Below are 14715 nucleotides of genomic sequence, written 5' to 3'. Positions count from 1 at the left end.
GCAAACTGACACTCTGCTATCGGGGGCAAGCCCCCTCCCACACCTTGGGATCAGCCGTGTTTAGTCGAGCGCTTTCCAGATCTCAGTAGCGTACTCGCGGATCGTCCGGTCCGAAGAGAACCAGCCCATACGCGCGGTATTGAGTACCGCCGAACGCCACCACGCCTTGGAGTCATGCCAATGCGCTTCGACCCGCGCCTGGGCATCCCAATAGGAATCGAAGTCGGCACACACCAGGAAGCGGTCGTAGTCGATCAACCCGTCGATCAAGCCCACATAGCGGCCCGGGTCATCCGGCGAGAACACCCCGCCGCGGATCGCTTGCAGCACATCGTTGAGACGATGGGACGCGGCGATGTCCGGCCCGGCGTTGAATTCACCGGCATGCTTGCGGGCTTCCACCTGCTGCGCACTGAGGCCGAAGATAAACATGTGATCGGCGCCCACGCGCTCGTGCATCTCCACGTTGGCGCCGTCCATGGTGCCGATGGTCAGCGCGCCGTTGAGGCCGAACTTCATGTTACTGGTGCCCGAGGCTTCAAAGCCGGCAGTGGAAATCTGCTCCGACAAATCCGCCGCTGGGATGATGCTTTCCGCCAGGCTGACGTTGTAGTTAGGCAGGAACACCACCTTCAGCAACCCGCGCACCGTCGGGTCGTTATTGACGGTGCGGGCGATGTCGTTGGTCAGCTTGATGATCAACTTGGCCTGGTGATAACTCGCCGCTGCCTTGCCCGCGAAGATCTTCACGCGCGGCACCCAATCGGTGCCAGGTTCGGCACGAATGGCCTGGTACAGCGCCACGGTGTGCAGCAGGTTCAGCAGTTGGCGTTTGTATTCATGGATACGCTTGACCTGCACATCGAACATCGCCGCCGGGTTGATCGCAATCCCCAGGCGCTCGTGAATGATGTCGGCCAGCGCGCGCTTGCTGTGCAAGCGTTGGTCGGCGAAGGCTTTGCGGAAAGTCTGCTTCTCGGCGAAGGTTTCCAATTCGCCCAGGCGGGTTTCCATGTTGTCGAGAATGTCCGGGCCCAATGCCTCCACCAGCATCTGGGTGAGCTTCGGGTTGGCCTGGTACAGCCAGCGGCGGAAGGTAATGCCGTTGGTTTTGTTGTTGATACGGTCCGGGTACAGCTTGTGCAACTCGGAAAACACCGTGCTGCGCATCAGCTGGGTGTGCAGGCCGGACACGCCATTGACGCTGTGGGAACCGAGGAATGCCAGGTTGCCCATGCGCACGCGACGGCCGTTGTCTTCTTCGATCAGCGACACCGCGCGCAGCACATCAAAGTCGTGGATGCCTTTGGCGCGCAGCGAGTCGATATGCTGGGCGTTGATCAGGTAGATGATCTGCATGTGCCGGGGCAGCATGCGTTCCATCAGGCCGACCGGCCAGGTTTCCAGCGCTTCAGGCAGCAGGGTGTGGTTGGTGTACGACAAGGTTTCGACCGTCACGTCCCAGGCGGCTTCCCAGGGAATGTCGTGCAGGTCGACCAGTTGGCGCATCAACTCGGCCACGGCGATCGACGGGTGGGTGTCGTTGAGTTGGATCGCGGCGTGCTCGCCCAGGCTCAGCACTGAGCCGTGCATGTTTTTGTGGCGGCGCAGCAGGTCCTGCAGGGACGCGGAGACGAAGAAATATTCTTGGCGCAGGCGCAGCTCCTGCCCCGCTTCGGTGCTGTCGGCCGGGTAAAGCACTCGGGAGATGCTTTCAGCGCGGGCCACTTCGGCAACAGCGCCCAAGTGGTCACCGGCGTTGAAGCGCTCCAGGTGCAGGTCTTCCACCGCCCGGGCACGCCACAGGCGCAGGGTGTTGACGCTGGCGCCACGCCAGCCGACGACGGGCGTGTCGTAGGCAACGGCGCGTACGGTTTCGCTCGGCGACCACACTTGGATTTGCTTGCCGGCGGCATCCGGCAGCGTTTCGACGCTGCCGCCAAAGCCGATCGGGTAAATCACTTCGGCCCGTTCAAACTCCCACGGGTTGCCGAAATCCAGCCAACGTTCGGTCTGCTCCTGTTGCCAGCCATCGACAATCGCCTGGCGGAACAGGCCGTGTTCATAACGGATGCCATAACCGTGGCCGGCAATGCCAAGGGTCGACATGCTCTCCATAAAGCACGCCGCCAAGCGGCCCAGTCCGCCGTTGCCGAGCGCCGCGTCGGGCTCCAGCAGGCGGATGCGCTCCAGGTCGACGCCCAGCTCGGACAGTGCTTCGCGCGCGATTTCCAGCACGCCAAGGTTGCTCAGGCTGTCGTAGAGCAAACGACCGATAAGGAATTCCAGCGAGAGGTAATACACCCGCTTCTGGCCTTTGCGGTAAATCCGCCGGGTATGGTCCATCCAGTGGTCGACCATCTGGTCGCGTGCGGCCAGGGCAATGGCTTCGAACCAGTCATGGTCGAAGGCGTGATCCGGGTCCTTGCCCACCGCGTAGGTGAGTTTGGTCAAGACGGCATCGCGAAATGCGGCTACCTCTGCTTCTCGTGCAAGTGGTTCCTGAGACATCAATTGCGACCTCGGGCGAGATAGAAGGAGTTGCTAGAGCCTAGACGGTCTGACAGACGGTAGACGCTCTGGTTCGGCAGTTTTTTAACTCATTCACCTTTACGCGAATTAGATGCAGGGGTCGTGCCCGTTCAGCCCGCCGGCACACCTTTGAGCTGAAAACCGCAAAATATTGTTCAAAAAATCACCAATCCCGGTATGATCGCGCGCCCGGATACAGCCCCACCTTTGGAACCCTGATGAAGCCTCAATTGATCGCCGCCGCGGAACTCGACCGTCTTGAAACGTGGCAGAAATATTCCGCGCATATGTGCGGTGGTTGCGTGTCCAGCTGCTGCACGCTGCCGGTCGAAGTGAAGATCAAGGACCTGATCCGCATCGGCATCGTCGATGAATTCGAGCGCGGCGACCCGCCGAAGAACATCGCCAAGCGGTTGCAGAAGGAAGGCATCGTCGAGCGTTTCAATTCCAAATCCGAGATCTTTACCCTGCAGCGCATGAGCAACAACGACTGCCTGTACCTGGATCGTAAGACGCGCTTCTGCACTATTTATGACAAGCGCCCGGATACCTGCCGCAACCACCCGAAAATCGGGCCGCGCCCGGGGTACTGTGCGTATAAGCCGAAGGAAGTAGTGCGCGAGACCAAGTTCAAGACCCTCGACAAATTCTGATCCCCTGTAGTGAGCGGGCTTGCCCCGCGCTGGGGGGCGAAGCCGCCCCAACCCAGGCACAGCGTTTCTCCAGTTAGAACGAGGTATCAAGTTTTGGGGCGGCTTCGCCCCCCAGCGCGGGGCAAGCCCGCTCACTACAAGAGCGCGCTCTGCACACAAACTGCAGGCACAAAAAAACGCCCCCGGCCTTTCGACCGGGGGCGTTTTTCATTCAGCCTGAGTTAACTCAGTTCTTGGCTTTCTTGGCAGCGCGGGTACGCTCGCCTTCGTCCAGGATCTTCTTACGCAGGCGGATCGACTTAGGCGTGACTTCGCACAGCTCGTCGTCCTGGATGAATTCCAGGGCCTGTTCCAGGGTGAAGCGAACAGGTGGAACCAGAGCGATGGTTTCGTCTTTACCCGAAGCACGCATGTTGTCGAGCTTCTTGCCTTTGGTTGGGTTGACGCCCATGTCGTTGTCACGGCTGTTCAGACCAACGATCTGGCCGTTGTAGATCTCTTGACCGTGTTCAACGAACAGCTTGCCACGTGCCTGGAGGGTTTCCAGGGAGTAGGTCAGCGCCTTGCCGGTTTCTACCGATACCAGAACACCGTTCTGACGGCCGGACATGTCGCCGGACTTCATGGTGTCGTAGCGATCGAAGATCGAGGTCAGGATGCCAGCACCGTTGGTCAGGGTCAGGAACTGGTTACGGAAACCGATCAGACCGCGAGCAGGGATGTTGTATTCCAGACGTACACGGCCTTTGCCATCCGGCACCATGTTGGTCAGGTCGCCCTTACGCAGGCCCATCTCTTCCATGACCTTGCCCTGGGATTCTTCAGGGGTGTCGATGGTGACGTTTTCGAACGGTTCCTGCTTCACGCCGTCAACAGTACGGATGATCACTTCTGGACGACCAACGCCCATTTCGAAGCCTTCGCGACGCATGGTTTCGATCAGTACCGAGAGGTGCAGCTCACCACGGCCGGAAACCTTGAACTTGTCAGCCGAGTCGCCTTCTTCAACGCGCAGAGCAACGTTGTACAGCAGCTCTTTGTCCAGACGTTCCTTGATGTTACGGGACGTCACGAACTTGCCTTCTTTACCGCAGAAAGGCGAGTCGTTTACCTGGAAGGTCATGGAAACGGTTGGCTCGTCAACGGTCAGAGGCTTCATCGCCTCGACAGTGTCCGGCTGGCACAGGGTGTCGGAGATGAACAGCGAGTCCATACCGCTCACGCACACGATGTCGCCGGCGAACGCTTCTTCAACGTCGATACGGTGCAGACCGTGGTGACCCATCAGCTTCAGGATACGACCGTTACGCTTCTTGCCGTCGGCGCCGATAGCAACAACCGGGGTGTTCGGCTTGACGCTACCACGCGCGATACGGCCAACGCCGATAACACCCAGGAAGCTGTTGTAGTCCAGTGCCGAGATTTGCATCTGGAACGGACCTTCACGGTCAACCTTCGGTGGTGGAACGTGGTCAACGATCGCCTGGTACAGCGGGGTCATGTCTTCCGCCATGGCGGTGTGTTCCAGACCGGCAATACCGTTAAGGGCCGAGGCGTAGATCACCTGGAAATCCAGCTGTTCTTCGGTGGCACCCAGGTTATCGAACAGGTCGAAGATCTGGTCCAGAACCCAGTCCGGACGCGCGCCTGGACGGTCGACCTTGTTGATGCACACGATCGGACGCAGGCCGGCTTCGAAAGCCTTCTTGGTCACGAAACGGGTTTGCGGCATAGGGCCGTCTTGAGCGTCAACCAGCAGCAGAACGGAGTCAACCATCGACATTACGCGTTCTACTTCGCCGCCGAAGTCGGCGTGGCCCGGGGTATCCACGATGTTGATGTGGTAGCCGTTCCAGTTGATCGCGGTGTTTTTAGCCAGGATGGTAATACCGCGCTCTTTTTCCTGGTCGTTGGAGTCCATCACGCGCTCGTCGTTGAGCTCGTTGCGCTCCAGGGTGCCGGATTGACGCAGGAGTTTGTCTACCAGGGTGGTTTTACCATGGTCAACGTGAGCAATGATGGCGATGTTACGTAGATTTTCGATCACTTGTGTATCTCGATCAGAGGATTCGGTGTGCTGACAGGTCGTGGCAGCGATTAACAGTAGAGTCAGGCCTTGCCGTTACAGCTTGACGGCAGAGTCGGGGGGCCGGTGACGCAGGCCACAGGCAAACAGCCCCGGGCTCTTAGCTCGGTCGATAAACGCGCACATTGGCATACCCCTCACTGAGCAAATGGTGGGCATGCAGGCGACTCATCACGCCTTTGTCGCAATACAGCAGGTACTGACGGCTGTTATCCAGTTCCTTGAAACGCGCGTTCAATGCATAGAACGGCAACGTTTGCACGTCGATGCCGGCGATTTCCAGCGGCTCATCCTCAGCGGCATCCGGATGACGGATGTCGACGACGATCTGGCCGGCCAGGGCTTCGCTGACTTCTTCGATCTGCACATCCTGGCCCAGTTCGTCGATAACGCGATCGATCGGGACCAGCTTGGCGTTCTCGAGCGCACGCTCCAGAATCGCCATATCAAACTGTTGTTCTTCGTACTCCACGCGGTTGCGCTTGGCGTGGGTCTTGGGGTTCACCGAGATGACCCCGCAATATTCAGGCATATGCTTGGCAAAGTCAGCGGTGCCGATTTCTTCTGCCAGGTCGATGATGTCCTGCTTGTGGCTGGCGATCAGCGGGCGCAACACCAGCTTTTCGGTGACGCAATCGATCAGCGACAGGTTCGGCAGCGTCTGGCTGGAGACCTGGGAGATCGCTTCACCGGTCACCAGCGCATCAATCTGCAACTGGTCGGCAATCCGGGACGCAGCGCGCAACATCATACGCTTCAAAACTACGCCCATATGACTGTTATCGACTTTGCCGAGAATTTCGCCCAGCACTTCCTCGAAGGGCACACTTACAAATAGCACGCGTTGGGAGCTGCCGTACTTCTTCCAGATAAAGTGCGCGACTTCCATCACGCCCAATTCGTGTGCACGCCCGCCCAGGTTAAAGAAGCAGAAGTGGCTCATCAGGCCGCGGCGCATGATCTGGTAGGCCGCCACCGTGGAATCGAAACCGCCGGACATCAGGACCAGGGTCTGTTCCAGGGCGCCCAGCGGGTAGCCGCCGATGCTGTCGTGCTGGCTGTGGATCACAAACAACCGTTGGTCGCGAATTTCCATGCGCACTTCAATTTGCGGCGCTTTCAGGGAAATTCCGGCGGCGCCGCACTCGCGACGCAGCTTGCTGCCGACATATTTCTCGACATCCATGGAGCTGAAGGTGTGCTTGCCGGCACGCTTGCAGCGCACCGAAAAAATCTTACCTTCAAGCGACTGGCCGTAGTGCTGCTTGCACTTCTCGGTGATGTCGTCGAAGTCGCCCAGTGGGTACTCATCCACCTGCAGGAAATGCGCGATGCCCGGCATGCAGCTCAGGCGCTCGGTCATGTCCTTCAAGGCTTTGGGCTCGGTGATACGGGTTTCCAGCTCGAGATTGTCCCACACGCCGTTCACCACCACAGCCGGGTCCAGATCGCGGAGCACGGCACGGATGTTCTTGGCCAACTGACGGATGAAACGCGTCCGTACCGGTCGGCTTTTGATGGTGATCTCGGGGAAGACTTTAACGATTAATTTCATGGAAACAGCGCGCGCCGGGCCTGCTGAAAAAGGGGGGCGCGGATTATAGCGGAAATCGCTCAAGGTTTAACCAGTTAATATGCACAGTAAGCGCTACGCACTAAATAGGTGCATTTGCGCGCTTTTGCGCCACATTGAGGTGCGCGTTTTTTGGGCTTTTGTCGCAATGCACCGTTATAGGGGCGTTTTTGGAGCAAAAAACCCATGTTGGCGCACTGGCATGCAATTTGCTCTCTTGTGAGGCAGGTTGCCATGGCGGACTATCCGCGCCGGCATCACCCACATTCTAAGGGCTAACTCCACTACCCCAGCCCGAAGCCACCCGGAGGACACTATGTCGAAGTCGGTTCAACTCATCAAAGATCATGACGTTAAATGGATTGATCTGCGCTTCACGGACACCAAAGGCACTCAGCACCACGTGACCATGCCGGCTCGCGATGCGCTGGATGATGCTTTCTTCGAAGAAGGCAAAATGTTCGACGGTTCCTCCATCGCCGGCTGGAAAGGCATCGAAGCCTCCGACATGATCCTGATGCCGGACGACAGCACTGCCGTACTTGACCCGTTCACCGAAGAGCCAACCCTGATCCTCGTCTGCGACGTGATCGAGCCTTCGACCATGCAAGGCTACGACCGCGACCCACGTGCGATCGCCAAGCGTGCCGAGGAATACCTGAAGTCCACCGGTATCGGTGACACCGTATTCGTGGGCCCAGAGCCAGAATTCTTCATCTTCGACCAGGTTAAGTTCAAGTCCGACATCTCCGGTTCCATGTTCAAGATCTACTCCGAACAAGGCTCCTGGATGTCCGACCAAGACGTGGAAGGCGGCAACCATGGCCACCGTCCAGGTATCAAAGGGGGCTACTTCCCAGTTCCGCCGTTCGACCACGACCACGAAATCCGTACCTCCATGTGCAACGCCATGGAAGACATGGGCCTGGTCATCGAAGTGCACCACCACGAAGTGGCCACTGCCGGTCAGAACGAAATCGGTGTGAAGTTCAACACCCTGGTTGCCAAGGCTGACGAAGTACAGACCCTGAAGTACTGCGTACACAACACCGCCGTTGCTTACGGCCGTACCGCTACCTTCATGCCTAAGCCTCTGTACGGCGATAACGGTTCGGGTATGCACGTTCACCTGTCCATCGCCAAAGATGGCAAGAACACCTTCGCTGGCGAAGGTTATGCCGGCCTGTCCGACACTGCCCTGTACTTCATCGGCGGTATCATCAAGCACGGTAAGGCCCTGAACGGCTTCACCAACCCGTCGACCAACTCCTACAAACGTCTGGTCCCAGGTTTCGAAGCACCGGTAATGCTGGCCTACTCGGCACGTAACCGTTCCGCGTCGATCCGTATTCCTTACGTGTCCAGCCCTCGTGCTCGCCGTATCGAAGCCCGCTTCCCGGATCCAGCAGCCAACCCATACCTGGCCTTCGCTGCCCTGGTCATGGCCGGCCTGGACGGTATCCAGAACAAGATCCACCCTGGCGACGCCGCCGACAAAAACTTGTATGACCTGCCGCCTGAAGAGGCCAAAGAGATCCCACAAGTGTGTGGCAGCCTGAAAGAAGCCCTGGAAGAGCTGGACAAGGGCCGTGCGTTCCTGACCAAAGGCGGCGTGTTCAGCGACGACTTCATCGACGCTTACATCGGCCTGAAAAGCGAAGAAGAAATCAAGGTGCGTACCTTCGTACACCCACTGGAATACGAGCTGTACTACAGCTGCTGATCCGGTAGCGCCGCTTCTTAGAGCGGCGTGACAAAAAAGACCTCCTCCGGGAGGTCTTTTTTTTGCCTTGGGATTATCAGATGGCCGCTTGGCGGTCGAGCATCCGGCTGACCATCAACGTGCCCAATGCACTCAACTGGTGGATGGCCAGCGCTGCATCGCGGTGCTTGCCATCCAGATCCTCAGAGAGATCCAGCAACAAGGTGCTGACCGAGGAGAAGGTCTCGAAGCTGTTGATCATCAGGGCTTCGTCGTCGATATCGTCGGCGATTGTGAAGACTGATGGGGGTGGATTTGGGGTTGGCTTGAACATGTCTTAACTTCCTCGAATGAGGCCGCCATCGACTCGCTACTAAACGATAGGGGTGGCAGCTATGCGCAGGTTAGTAGACCGGGGAAGTTAAGCAAAAACCGGCGCATCCGAAGATGCCCTGCACACAGCCGCCATAAGATCGGCGCGGTACGAGCTTAACTTAACCCTCAGGCTACTAAACCTGATCGCTGATGAGCAGCGACCGAGCAACCTTAGAGACGACAAGCCAGCCGTACAAGCCGGCGGATTCTGGCGCACCTGTAGGCAACCACGCAAGTTAAGGTAGCCTCTGACTGACGCCGCTCAAAACCTGCAAACCCAATCTAAATGTGGGAGGGGGCTTGCTCCCGATGGCGGTGGTTCAGTCAAATAGAGGTCAACTGATACCCCCCCATCGGGAGCAAGCCCCTCCCACAGGAGATCACCCTTGAAGTTTCGATTTGTGTTAGCTCTGTTGTTCGTCAGTGCCACTGCGAGTGCCGCGCCACCCACGCTCGAACCGCTGCTCAACAGCATCGCCGAACGCTTGGAGATTGCCGATCAGGTCGCACTGAGCAAATGGGACAGCAAAAAGCCTGTAGAAGATAAAAAGCGCGAACAAGAGGTGATCGCCAGCGTCGCCGCCCAGGCACCGAGCTACAAGCTGCCACCTGGCGCTGCCGAGCAGTTCTTCTCGGCGCAGATCGAAGCCAACAAACTGGTGCAGTACACCCACCTCTCCGACTGGCAATTCCAGGGCAAGGCACCTGACGATCCACGCCCCGACCTAGTGAAACAGATCCGTCCGCAATTGGACGAGCTGCAGAAACGCCTGCTGCAGCAATTGGCCGACTTCACCCCGCAGCGTGCCGACCCGCAGTGCCCGCAATGGTTGGCCGAGGCCGTGCATGAGCCACTGAACGATCCGTTGCGTCAGCTGGCGATGATCCGCGCCACAGCCGAACTGTGCACTGGACCTACTTGATTTGAGGACCCGTCCTGCATCTTCACCGAGGTCGGTAGCCATAGCCTGACTGTTCATTTATCGAACAGGATGGAACCATGATCACCCTCAAGTGCTTGATTGCAGCAGCGGTGGGTTTGTCGTTGCTTGGCTGCGGCACCCACCCAAAGAACGCCGTACACATCGAAAAAGAGGTGTTGCTTGAACGCAGCGCGTCATGGGATGGCACACCTTACAAAGCCTACCCCTCAGGTCCGCCGCAACTGACGCTCATACGCCTCAAGATCCCTGCGCACACGCAATTGCCCTGGCACACTCACCCAATGCCAAATGCCGCCTACATCGTTTCGGGAGAACTGACCGTTGAAACCCGTAAGGGCGGACTGACGCGCACCTTGAGGCAAGGGCAAACCCTGGCCGAGATGGTAGGCATTGAACATCGTGGTATTACCGGCAACACCCCGGTCGAGCTGCTGGTCTTTTACGCGGGCCGTCCGGGCATGCCACTGTCCGAACAACACTGATCCATCCCCCACTCCGGATCGTTTTCATCCCGCCCTGAAAACGATCCACTCGCCACTTCCTGAACAACCTTCATAAAACCGCACTATATTGGTGCGATAGACTGCACCCTTCCCACCTGGCCAGCCCATTTTGGTTCGAAACTTCCCGAGCAAGCTGGCAGAACGCCACAGTTTCGCGCCTAAATCCCCCATTTCAGGGCTTGCACGCTTCTTTTCGGAGCCTTGGTTTGGTTTTTGCATTTTCCTTGTATCAGCGTGTGCCTCAAGCCCGCGCCTTGCTCCAAAAGAGGTCCCAATGACCATCAGCGATGCACTGCACCGTTTGCTACTCGACAACCTGACCACCGCGACCATCTTGCTCAATGACGACTTGCGCCTTGAGTACATGAACCCGGCGGCAGAGATGCTCCTGGCCATCAGCGGCCAGCGCAGCCATGGGCAGTTCATCAGCGAATTGTTCACCGAGTCGGCCGAAGCCTTGAGCTCATTGCGCCAGGCAGTGGAGCAAGCACACCCGTTCACCAAGCGCGAAGCCATGCTCACTGCGCTTACCGGCCAGACGCTGACGGTCGACTACGCCGTGACCCCTATCCTGAGCAACGGTGCGACCTTGCTGCTGCTGGAAGTGCACCCCCGCGACCGCCTGCTGCGCATCACCAAGGAAGAAGCGCAACTGTCCAAGCAGGAAACCAGCAAGATGCTGGTGCGCGGCCTGGCGCACGAAATCAAGAACCCCCTGGGCGGCATTCGTGGTGCGGCACAACTGCTGGCCCGCGAGCTGCCAGAGGAACACCTCAAGGACTACACCAACGTCATCATCGAAGAGGCCGACCGCCTGCGTAACCTGGTAGACCGCATGCTCGGCTCCAACAAGCTGCCATCGCTGGCGATGACCAACGTGCACGAAGTGCTCGAACGCGTGTGTCACCTGGTGGAAGCCGAAAGCCAGGGCTGCATCACCTTGGTGCGCGACTACGACCCGAGCATTCCCGACGTATTGATCGACCGCGAACAGATGATCCAGGCGGTGCTCAATATCGTGCGTAACGCCATGCAGGCCATCAGCAGCCAGAACGAGCTGCGCCTGGGCCGCATCAGCCTGCGCACCCGTGCCCTGCGCCAGTTCACCATCGGCCATGTGCGCCATCGCCTGGTGACCAAAGTCGAGATCATCGACAACGGCCCAGGCATTCCTGCGGAACTCCAGGAAACCATCTTCTTTCCCATGGTCAGCGGCCGCCCGGACGGTACCGGGCTGGGCCTGGCCATTACCCAGAACATCATCAGCCAGCACCAGGGTCTGATCGAATGTGAGAGCCATCCTGGCCACACCACCTTCTCGATCTTTTTGCCTCTGGAACAAGGAGCCCCATCGACATGAGCCGTAGTGAAACCGTCTGGATCGTCGATGACGACCGTTCTATCCGCTGGGTCCTCGAGAAAGCCTTGCAACAGGAAGGCATGACCACCCAGAGCTTCGACAGCGCGGACGGGGTGATGAGCCGCCTGGCTCGCCAGCAGCCCGACGTGATCATCTCCGACATCCGCATGCCCGGCGCCAGCGGCCTGGACCTGCTCGCGCGGATTCGCGAGCAGCACCCACGCTTGCCGGTGATCATCATGACCGCGCACTCGGACCTGGACAGCGCTGTCGCGTCCTATCAGGGCGGCGCCTTTGAATACCTGCCCAAGCCGTTCGACGTGGACGAGGCGGTGGCGCTGGTCAAGCGCGCCAACCAGCACGCCCAGGAGCAGCAGAACCAAGAAGCTCCGCCCGCCCTGACCCGCACCCCGGAGATCATCGGCGAAGCGCCGGCGATGCAGGAAGTGTTTCGCGCCATCGGGCGCTTGAGCCACTCCAACATCACCGTGCTGATCAACGGCGAATCGGGTACCGGTAAAGAGCTGGTGGCCCATGCCCTGCACCGTCACAGCCCACGGGCGGCCTCGCCGTTTATCGCGCTGAACATGGCGGCGATCCCGAAGGACTTGATGGAGTCCGAGCTGTTCGGCCATGAAAAAGGGGCGTTTACCGGCGCGGCCAACCTGCGTCGCGGTCGCTTTGAACAGGCCGACGGCGGCACCCTGTTCCTCGATGAGATCGGCGACATGCCGGCCGATACCCAGACCCGCCTGTTGCGCGTGCTGGCGGACGGCGAGTTCTATCGGGTGGGCGGGCACACGCCGGTCAAAGTTGATGTGCGCATCATCGCGGCAACTCACCAGAACCTGGAAACCCTGGTGCATGCAGGCAAATTCCGTGAGGACTTGTTCCACCGCCTCAACGTGATCCGCATCCATATTCCGCGCATGTCGGACCGTCGCGAAGACATCCCGACCCTCGCCCGTCACTTCCTCAGCCGCGCCGCCCAGGAGCTGGCCGTCGAGCCGAAGCTGCTGAAAAGCGAGACCGAGGAATACCTCAAGAACCTGCCGTGGCCGGGCAACGTGCGCCAGCTGGAGAACACCTGTCGCTGGATCACCGTGATGGCGTCCGGGCGCGAAGTGCACATCAGCGACCTGCCGCCGGAGCTGTTGAGCCTGCCGCAGGACTCTGCCCCCGTCACCAACTGGGAACAGGCGCTGCGCCAATGGGCCGATCAGGCCCTGGCACGCGGCCAGTCAAACCTGCTCGACAGCGCCGTGCCTGCGTTTGAGCGGATCATGATCGAAACCGCCCTGAAGCACACCGCCGGGCGCCGTCGCGACGCCGCCGTGCTGCTGGGCTGGGGCCGTAATACCCTGACGCGCAAGATCAAGGAGCTGGGGATGAAGGTTGATGGTGGGGATGATGACGAGGGTGATGAGGGCTGAATCCCAACCTCCAATCTTCTGAGAATCCAATGTGGGAGGGGGCTTGCTCCCGATGGCGGTGGATCAGTCACATGGATGTCGACTGACACTCGCCATCGGGAGCAAGCCCCCTCCCACATTTGGATCACCTACACATTTGGATCTTCACAAGGTTCAAGACTGTGCACCGCTTCAATGCACCATGAACCGGCATCGGGCATGGATCCGACACCTGAAACCTATGCCTCATTGAAAAAAAACTGAACACCAAAAACACAAAAGCCCCGTATTCCGGGGCTTTGCGCTTTCTGGAGAATTTTTTTGGCACAATCTGGCAACTCTGGCACGCGCCCTGCAATAACCCTCGTACTACCCAGTTTCGGGGACCTTGGTACAGGCAGGCCGAGAATCCCCTCTTTAACACCGAAGCCTTCGAGGCTTCACCCCGTTTTGGGAGCCCTGGTACAGGCAGGCCGGGAACTCCCTTCTTTACACCCGGGGCTTATGTGGCGCAGCGCCCATAGCCCCAGCCCGTTTTGGGGACCTTGGTACAGGCAGGCCGGGGATTCCCTCTTTTATTGCTCTTGGAGATGGATCTCCAGCCGCCAGCGGCCATCGGCTTTCTCGCCTTTCCACTCCCCTCGCAACGGCCGAGCCGCCACCAGGTTCAGCAGCAGGCCAGCATCGGTCTTGCGCACGCGCCAGTTCACGTCCTTTTCATTGAACTTGAGTTGCCCACTGGCCGCCTTGCCCTGTGCGTCGAATAGCAGCGCCACCGTGCCGTCGATCAGCTCGCCGTGCAGCTTGGGTTCGCTGTTGAACCACACCACCACGCCGTCCGCCACAGTCTCGACCTGCTGCAGCTCGACCGGGTCCGGCGTGGTCAGCCGGCCAATCATCAGGCCCACCATCAGGCCGACAATCGCCAACGAACCCATGACCCTCGGCATTAGCTTCGGCCTTGGGTCCTCTTCGGGGGTAGAATGCAGCGCATCTTTGCCTTCGGAGCCGTGCATGTTTCACGTCATCCTTTTTCAACCAGAAATTCCGCCGAATACCGGCAACGTTATCAGGCTGTGCGCCAACAGTGGCTGCCACCTGCATTTGATCGAGCCCCTGGGCTTTGACATGGACGACAAGCGCCTGCGCCGCGCCGGGCTGGACTACCACGAGTACGCCACCCTCAAGCGCCACGCCGACCTGGCCAGCTGCCTGGAGAGCCTGGGGCATCCGCGACTGTTCGCGTTCACCACCAAGGGTTCACGGCCGTTCCATGATGCCAGCTTTGCCGAGGGCGATGCTTTCCTGTTCGGTCCGGAAAGCCGGGGCCTGCCGGCCGAGGTACTCGATGCCCTGCCCGACGGCCATCGCCTGCGCCTGCCGATGCGCGAGGGTTGCCGCAGCTTGAACCTGTCCAACACCGTGGCCGTCGCCGTCTATGAAGGCTGGCGCCAACTCGGCTTCAAATAACACCGTAAAACAAGTGTGGGAGGGGGCTTGCCCCCGATGACGGAGTGCCAGTCGACATCTATGTGACTGACACTCCGCTATCGGGGGCAAGCCCCCTCCCACATT

The 14715-nt window shown here is 59.3% G+C and carries 12 protein-coding genes; 7 read left to right on the top strand and 5 right to left on the bottom strand.

All coding sequences use genetic code 11. From position 1 onward, the window contains the following. Positions 1-60 precede the first annotated feature (60 nt). Positions 61-2511, bottom strand: a complete 2451-nt coding sequence (locus tag ACI512_RS05085; protein WP_046033996.1) for a glycogen/starch/alpha-glucan phosphorylase — start codon at positions 2509-2511, stop codon at positions 61-63. Positions 2512-2750: 239 nt separating this feature from the next. Between ACI512_RS05085 and ACI512_RS05080 the strand changes: the two genes are divergently transcribed. After that, positions 2751-3185: a YkgJ family cysteine cluster protein gene (locus ACI512_RS05080; protein WP_017529542.1), complete on the top strand. Its 435-nt coding sequence runs from the start codon at positions 2751-2753 to the stop codon at positions 3183-3185. 226 nt (positions 3186-3411) lie between these two features. On the opposite strand, the gene typA is transcribed toward ACI512_RS05080, so the two are convergent. Then, positions 3412-5232, bottom strand: coding sequence for a translational GTPase TypA (typA, locus tag ACI512_RS05075; protein WP_053140412.1), 1821 nt, complete (start codon positions 5230-5232; stop codon positions 3412-3414). Positions 5233-5371: 139 nt separating this feature from the next. Beyond that, positions 5372-6826 carry a tRNA uracil 4-sulfurtransferase ThiI gene (gene thiI, locus ACI512_RS05070; protein WP_012721763.1) on the bottom strand — a complete coding sequence of 485 codons (1455 nt, stop codon included), beginning with the start codon at positions 6824-6826 and terminating at the stop codon, positions 5372-5374. A 334-nt stretch (positions 6827-7160) separates the two neighbouring features. Between thiI and glnA the strand changes: the two genes are divergently transcribed. Further along, positions 7161-8567 (top strand): type I glutamate--ammonia ligase, encoded by a 1407-nt coding sequence (glnA, locus tag ACI512_RS05065; RefSeq protein WP_064054085.1) that lies wholly within the window; start codon positions 7161-7163, stop codon positions 8565-8567. Between the two features lie 76 nt (positions 8568-8643). On the opposite strand, the gene ACI512_RS05060 is transcribed toward glnA, so the two are convergent. After that, positions 8644-8880: a DUF6124 family protein gene (locus ACI512_RS05060; protein WP_046034640.1), complete on the bottom strand. Its 237-nt coding sequence runs from the start codon at positions 8878-8880 to the stop codon at positions 8644-8646. Positions 8881-9307: 427 nt separating this feature from the next. Between ACI512_RS05060 and ACI512_RS05055 the strand changes: the two genes are divergently transcribed. From ACI512_RS05055 to ntrC, 4 genes are all read left to right on the top strand, one after another. Then, positions 9308-9844 (top strand): chorismate mutase, encoded by a 537-nt coding sequence (locus ACI512_RS05055; protein WP_236380923.1) that lies wholly within the window; start codon positions 9308-9310, stop codon positions 9842-9844. A gap of 77 nt (positions 9845-9921) precedes the next feature. Continuing rightward, entirely contained in the window at positions 9922-10347 is a 426-nt protein-coding gene (locus tag ACI512_RS05050) for a cupin domain-containing protein (RefSeq protein WP_012721759.1), read from the top strand. 295 nt (positions 10348-10642) lie between these two features. Continuing rightward, on the top strand, positions 10643-11728 hold the full coding sequence (gene glnL / locus ACI512_RS05045) for a nitrogen regulation protein NR(II) (RefSeq protein ID WP_046034638.1): 1086 nt from the start codon (positions 10643-10645) through the stop codon (positions 11726-11728). After that, positions 11725-13161 carry a nitrogen regulation protein NR(I) gene (gene ntrC, locus ACI512_RS05040; RefSeq protein WP_003218003.1) on the top strand — a complete coding sequence of 479 codons (1437 nt, stop codon included), beginning with the start codon at positions 11725-11727 and terminating at the stop codon, positions 13159-13161. The genes glnL and ntrC overlap by 4 nt, the downstream gene beginning before the upstream one ends. A gap of 554 nt (positions 13162-13715) precedes the next feature. Here the strand turns inward: ntrC and ACI512_RS05035 are convergent. Beyond that, on the bottom strand, positions 13716-14156 hold the full coding sequence (locus ACI512_RS05035) for a hypothetical protein (RefSeq protein ID WP_012721757.1): 441 nt from the start codon (positions 14154-14156) through the stop codon (positions 13716-13718). Here ACI512_RS05035 and ACI512_RS05030 point away from each other — a divergent pair. Beyond that, entirely contained in the window at positions 14155-14610 is a 456-nt protein-coding gene (locus tag ACI512_RS05030; RefSeq protein ID WP_003171120.1) for a tRNA (cytidine(34)-2'-O)-methyltransferase, read from the top strand. The genes ACI512_RS05035 and ACI512_RS05030 overlap by 2 nt on opposite strands. Positions 14611-14715: the final 105 nt, after the last annotated feature.

Source organism: Pseudomonas petroselini (assembly GCF_045037875.1).
Classification (GTDB): domain Bacteria; phylum Pseudomonadota; class Gammaproteobacteria; order Pseudomonadales; family Pseudomonadaceae; genus Aquipseudomonas; species Aquipseudomonas petroselini.
The sequence above is the reverse complement of the archived record's forward strand: the minus strand, read 5'-3'. Positions and strand labels throughout refer to the sequence as shown.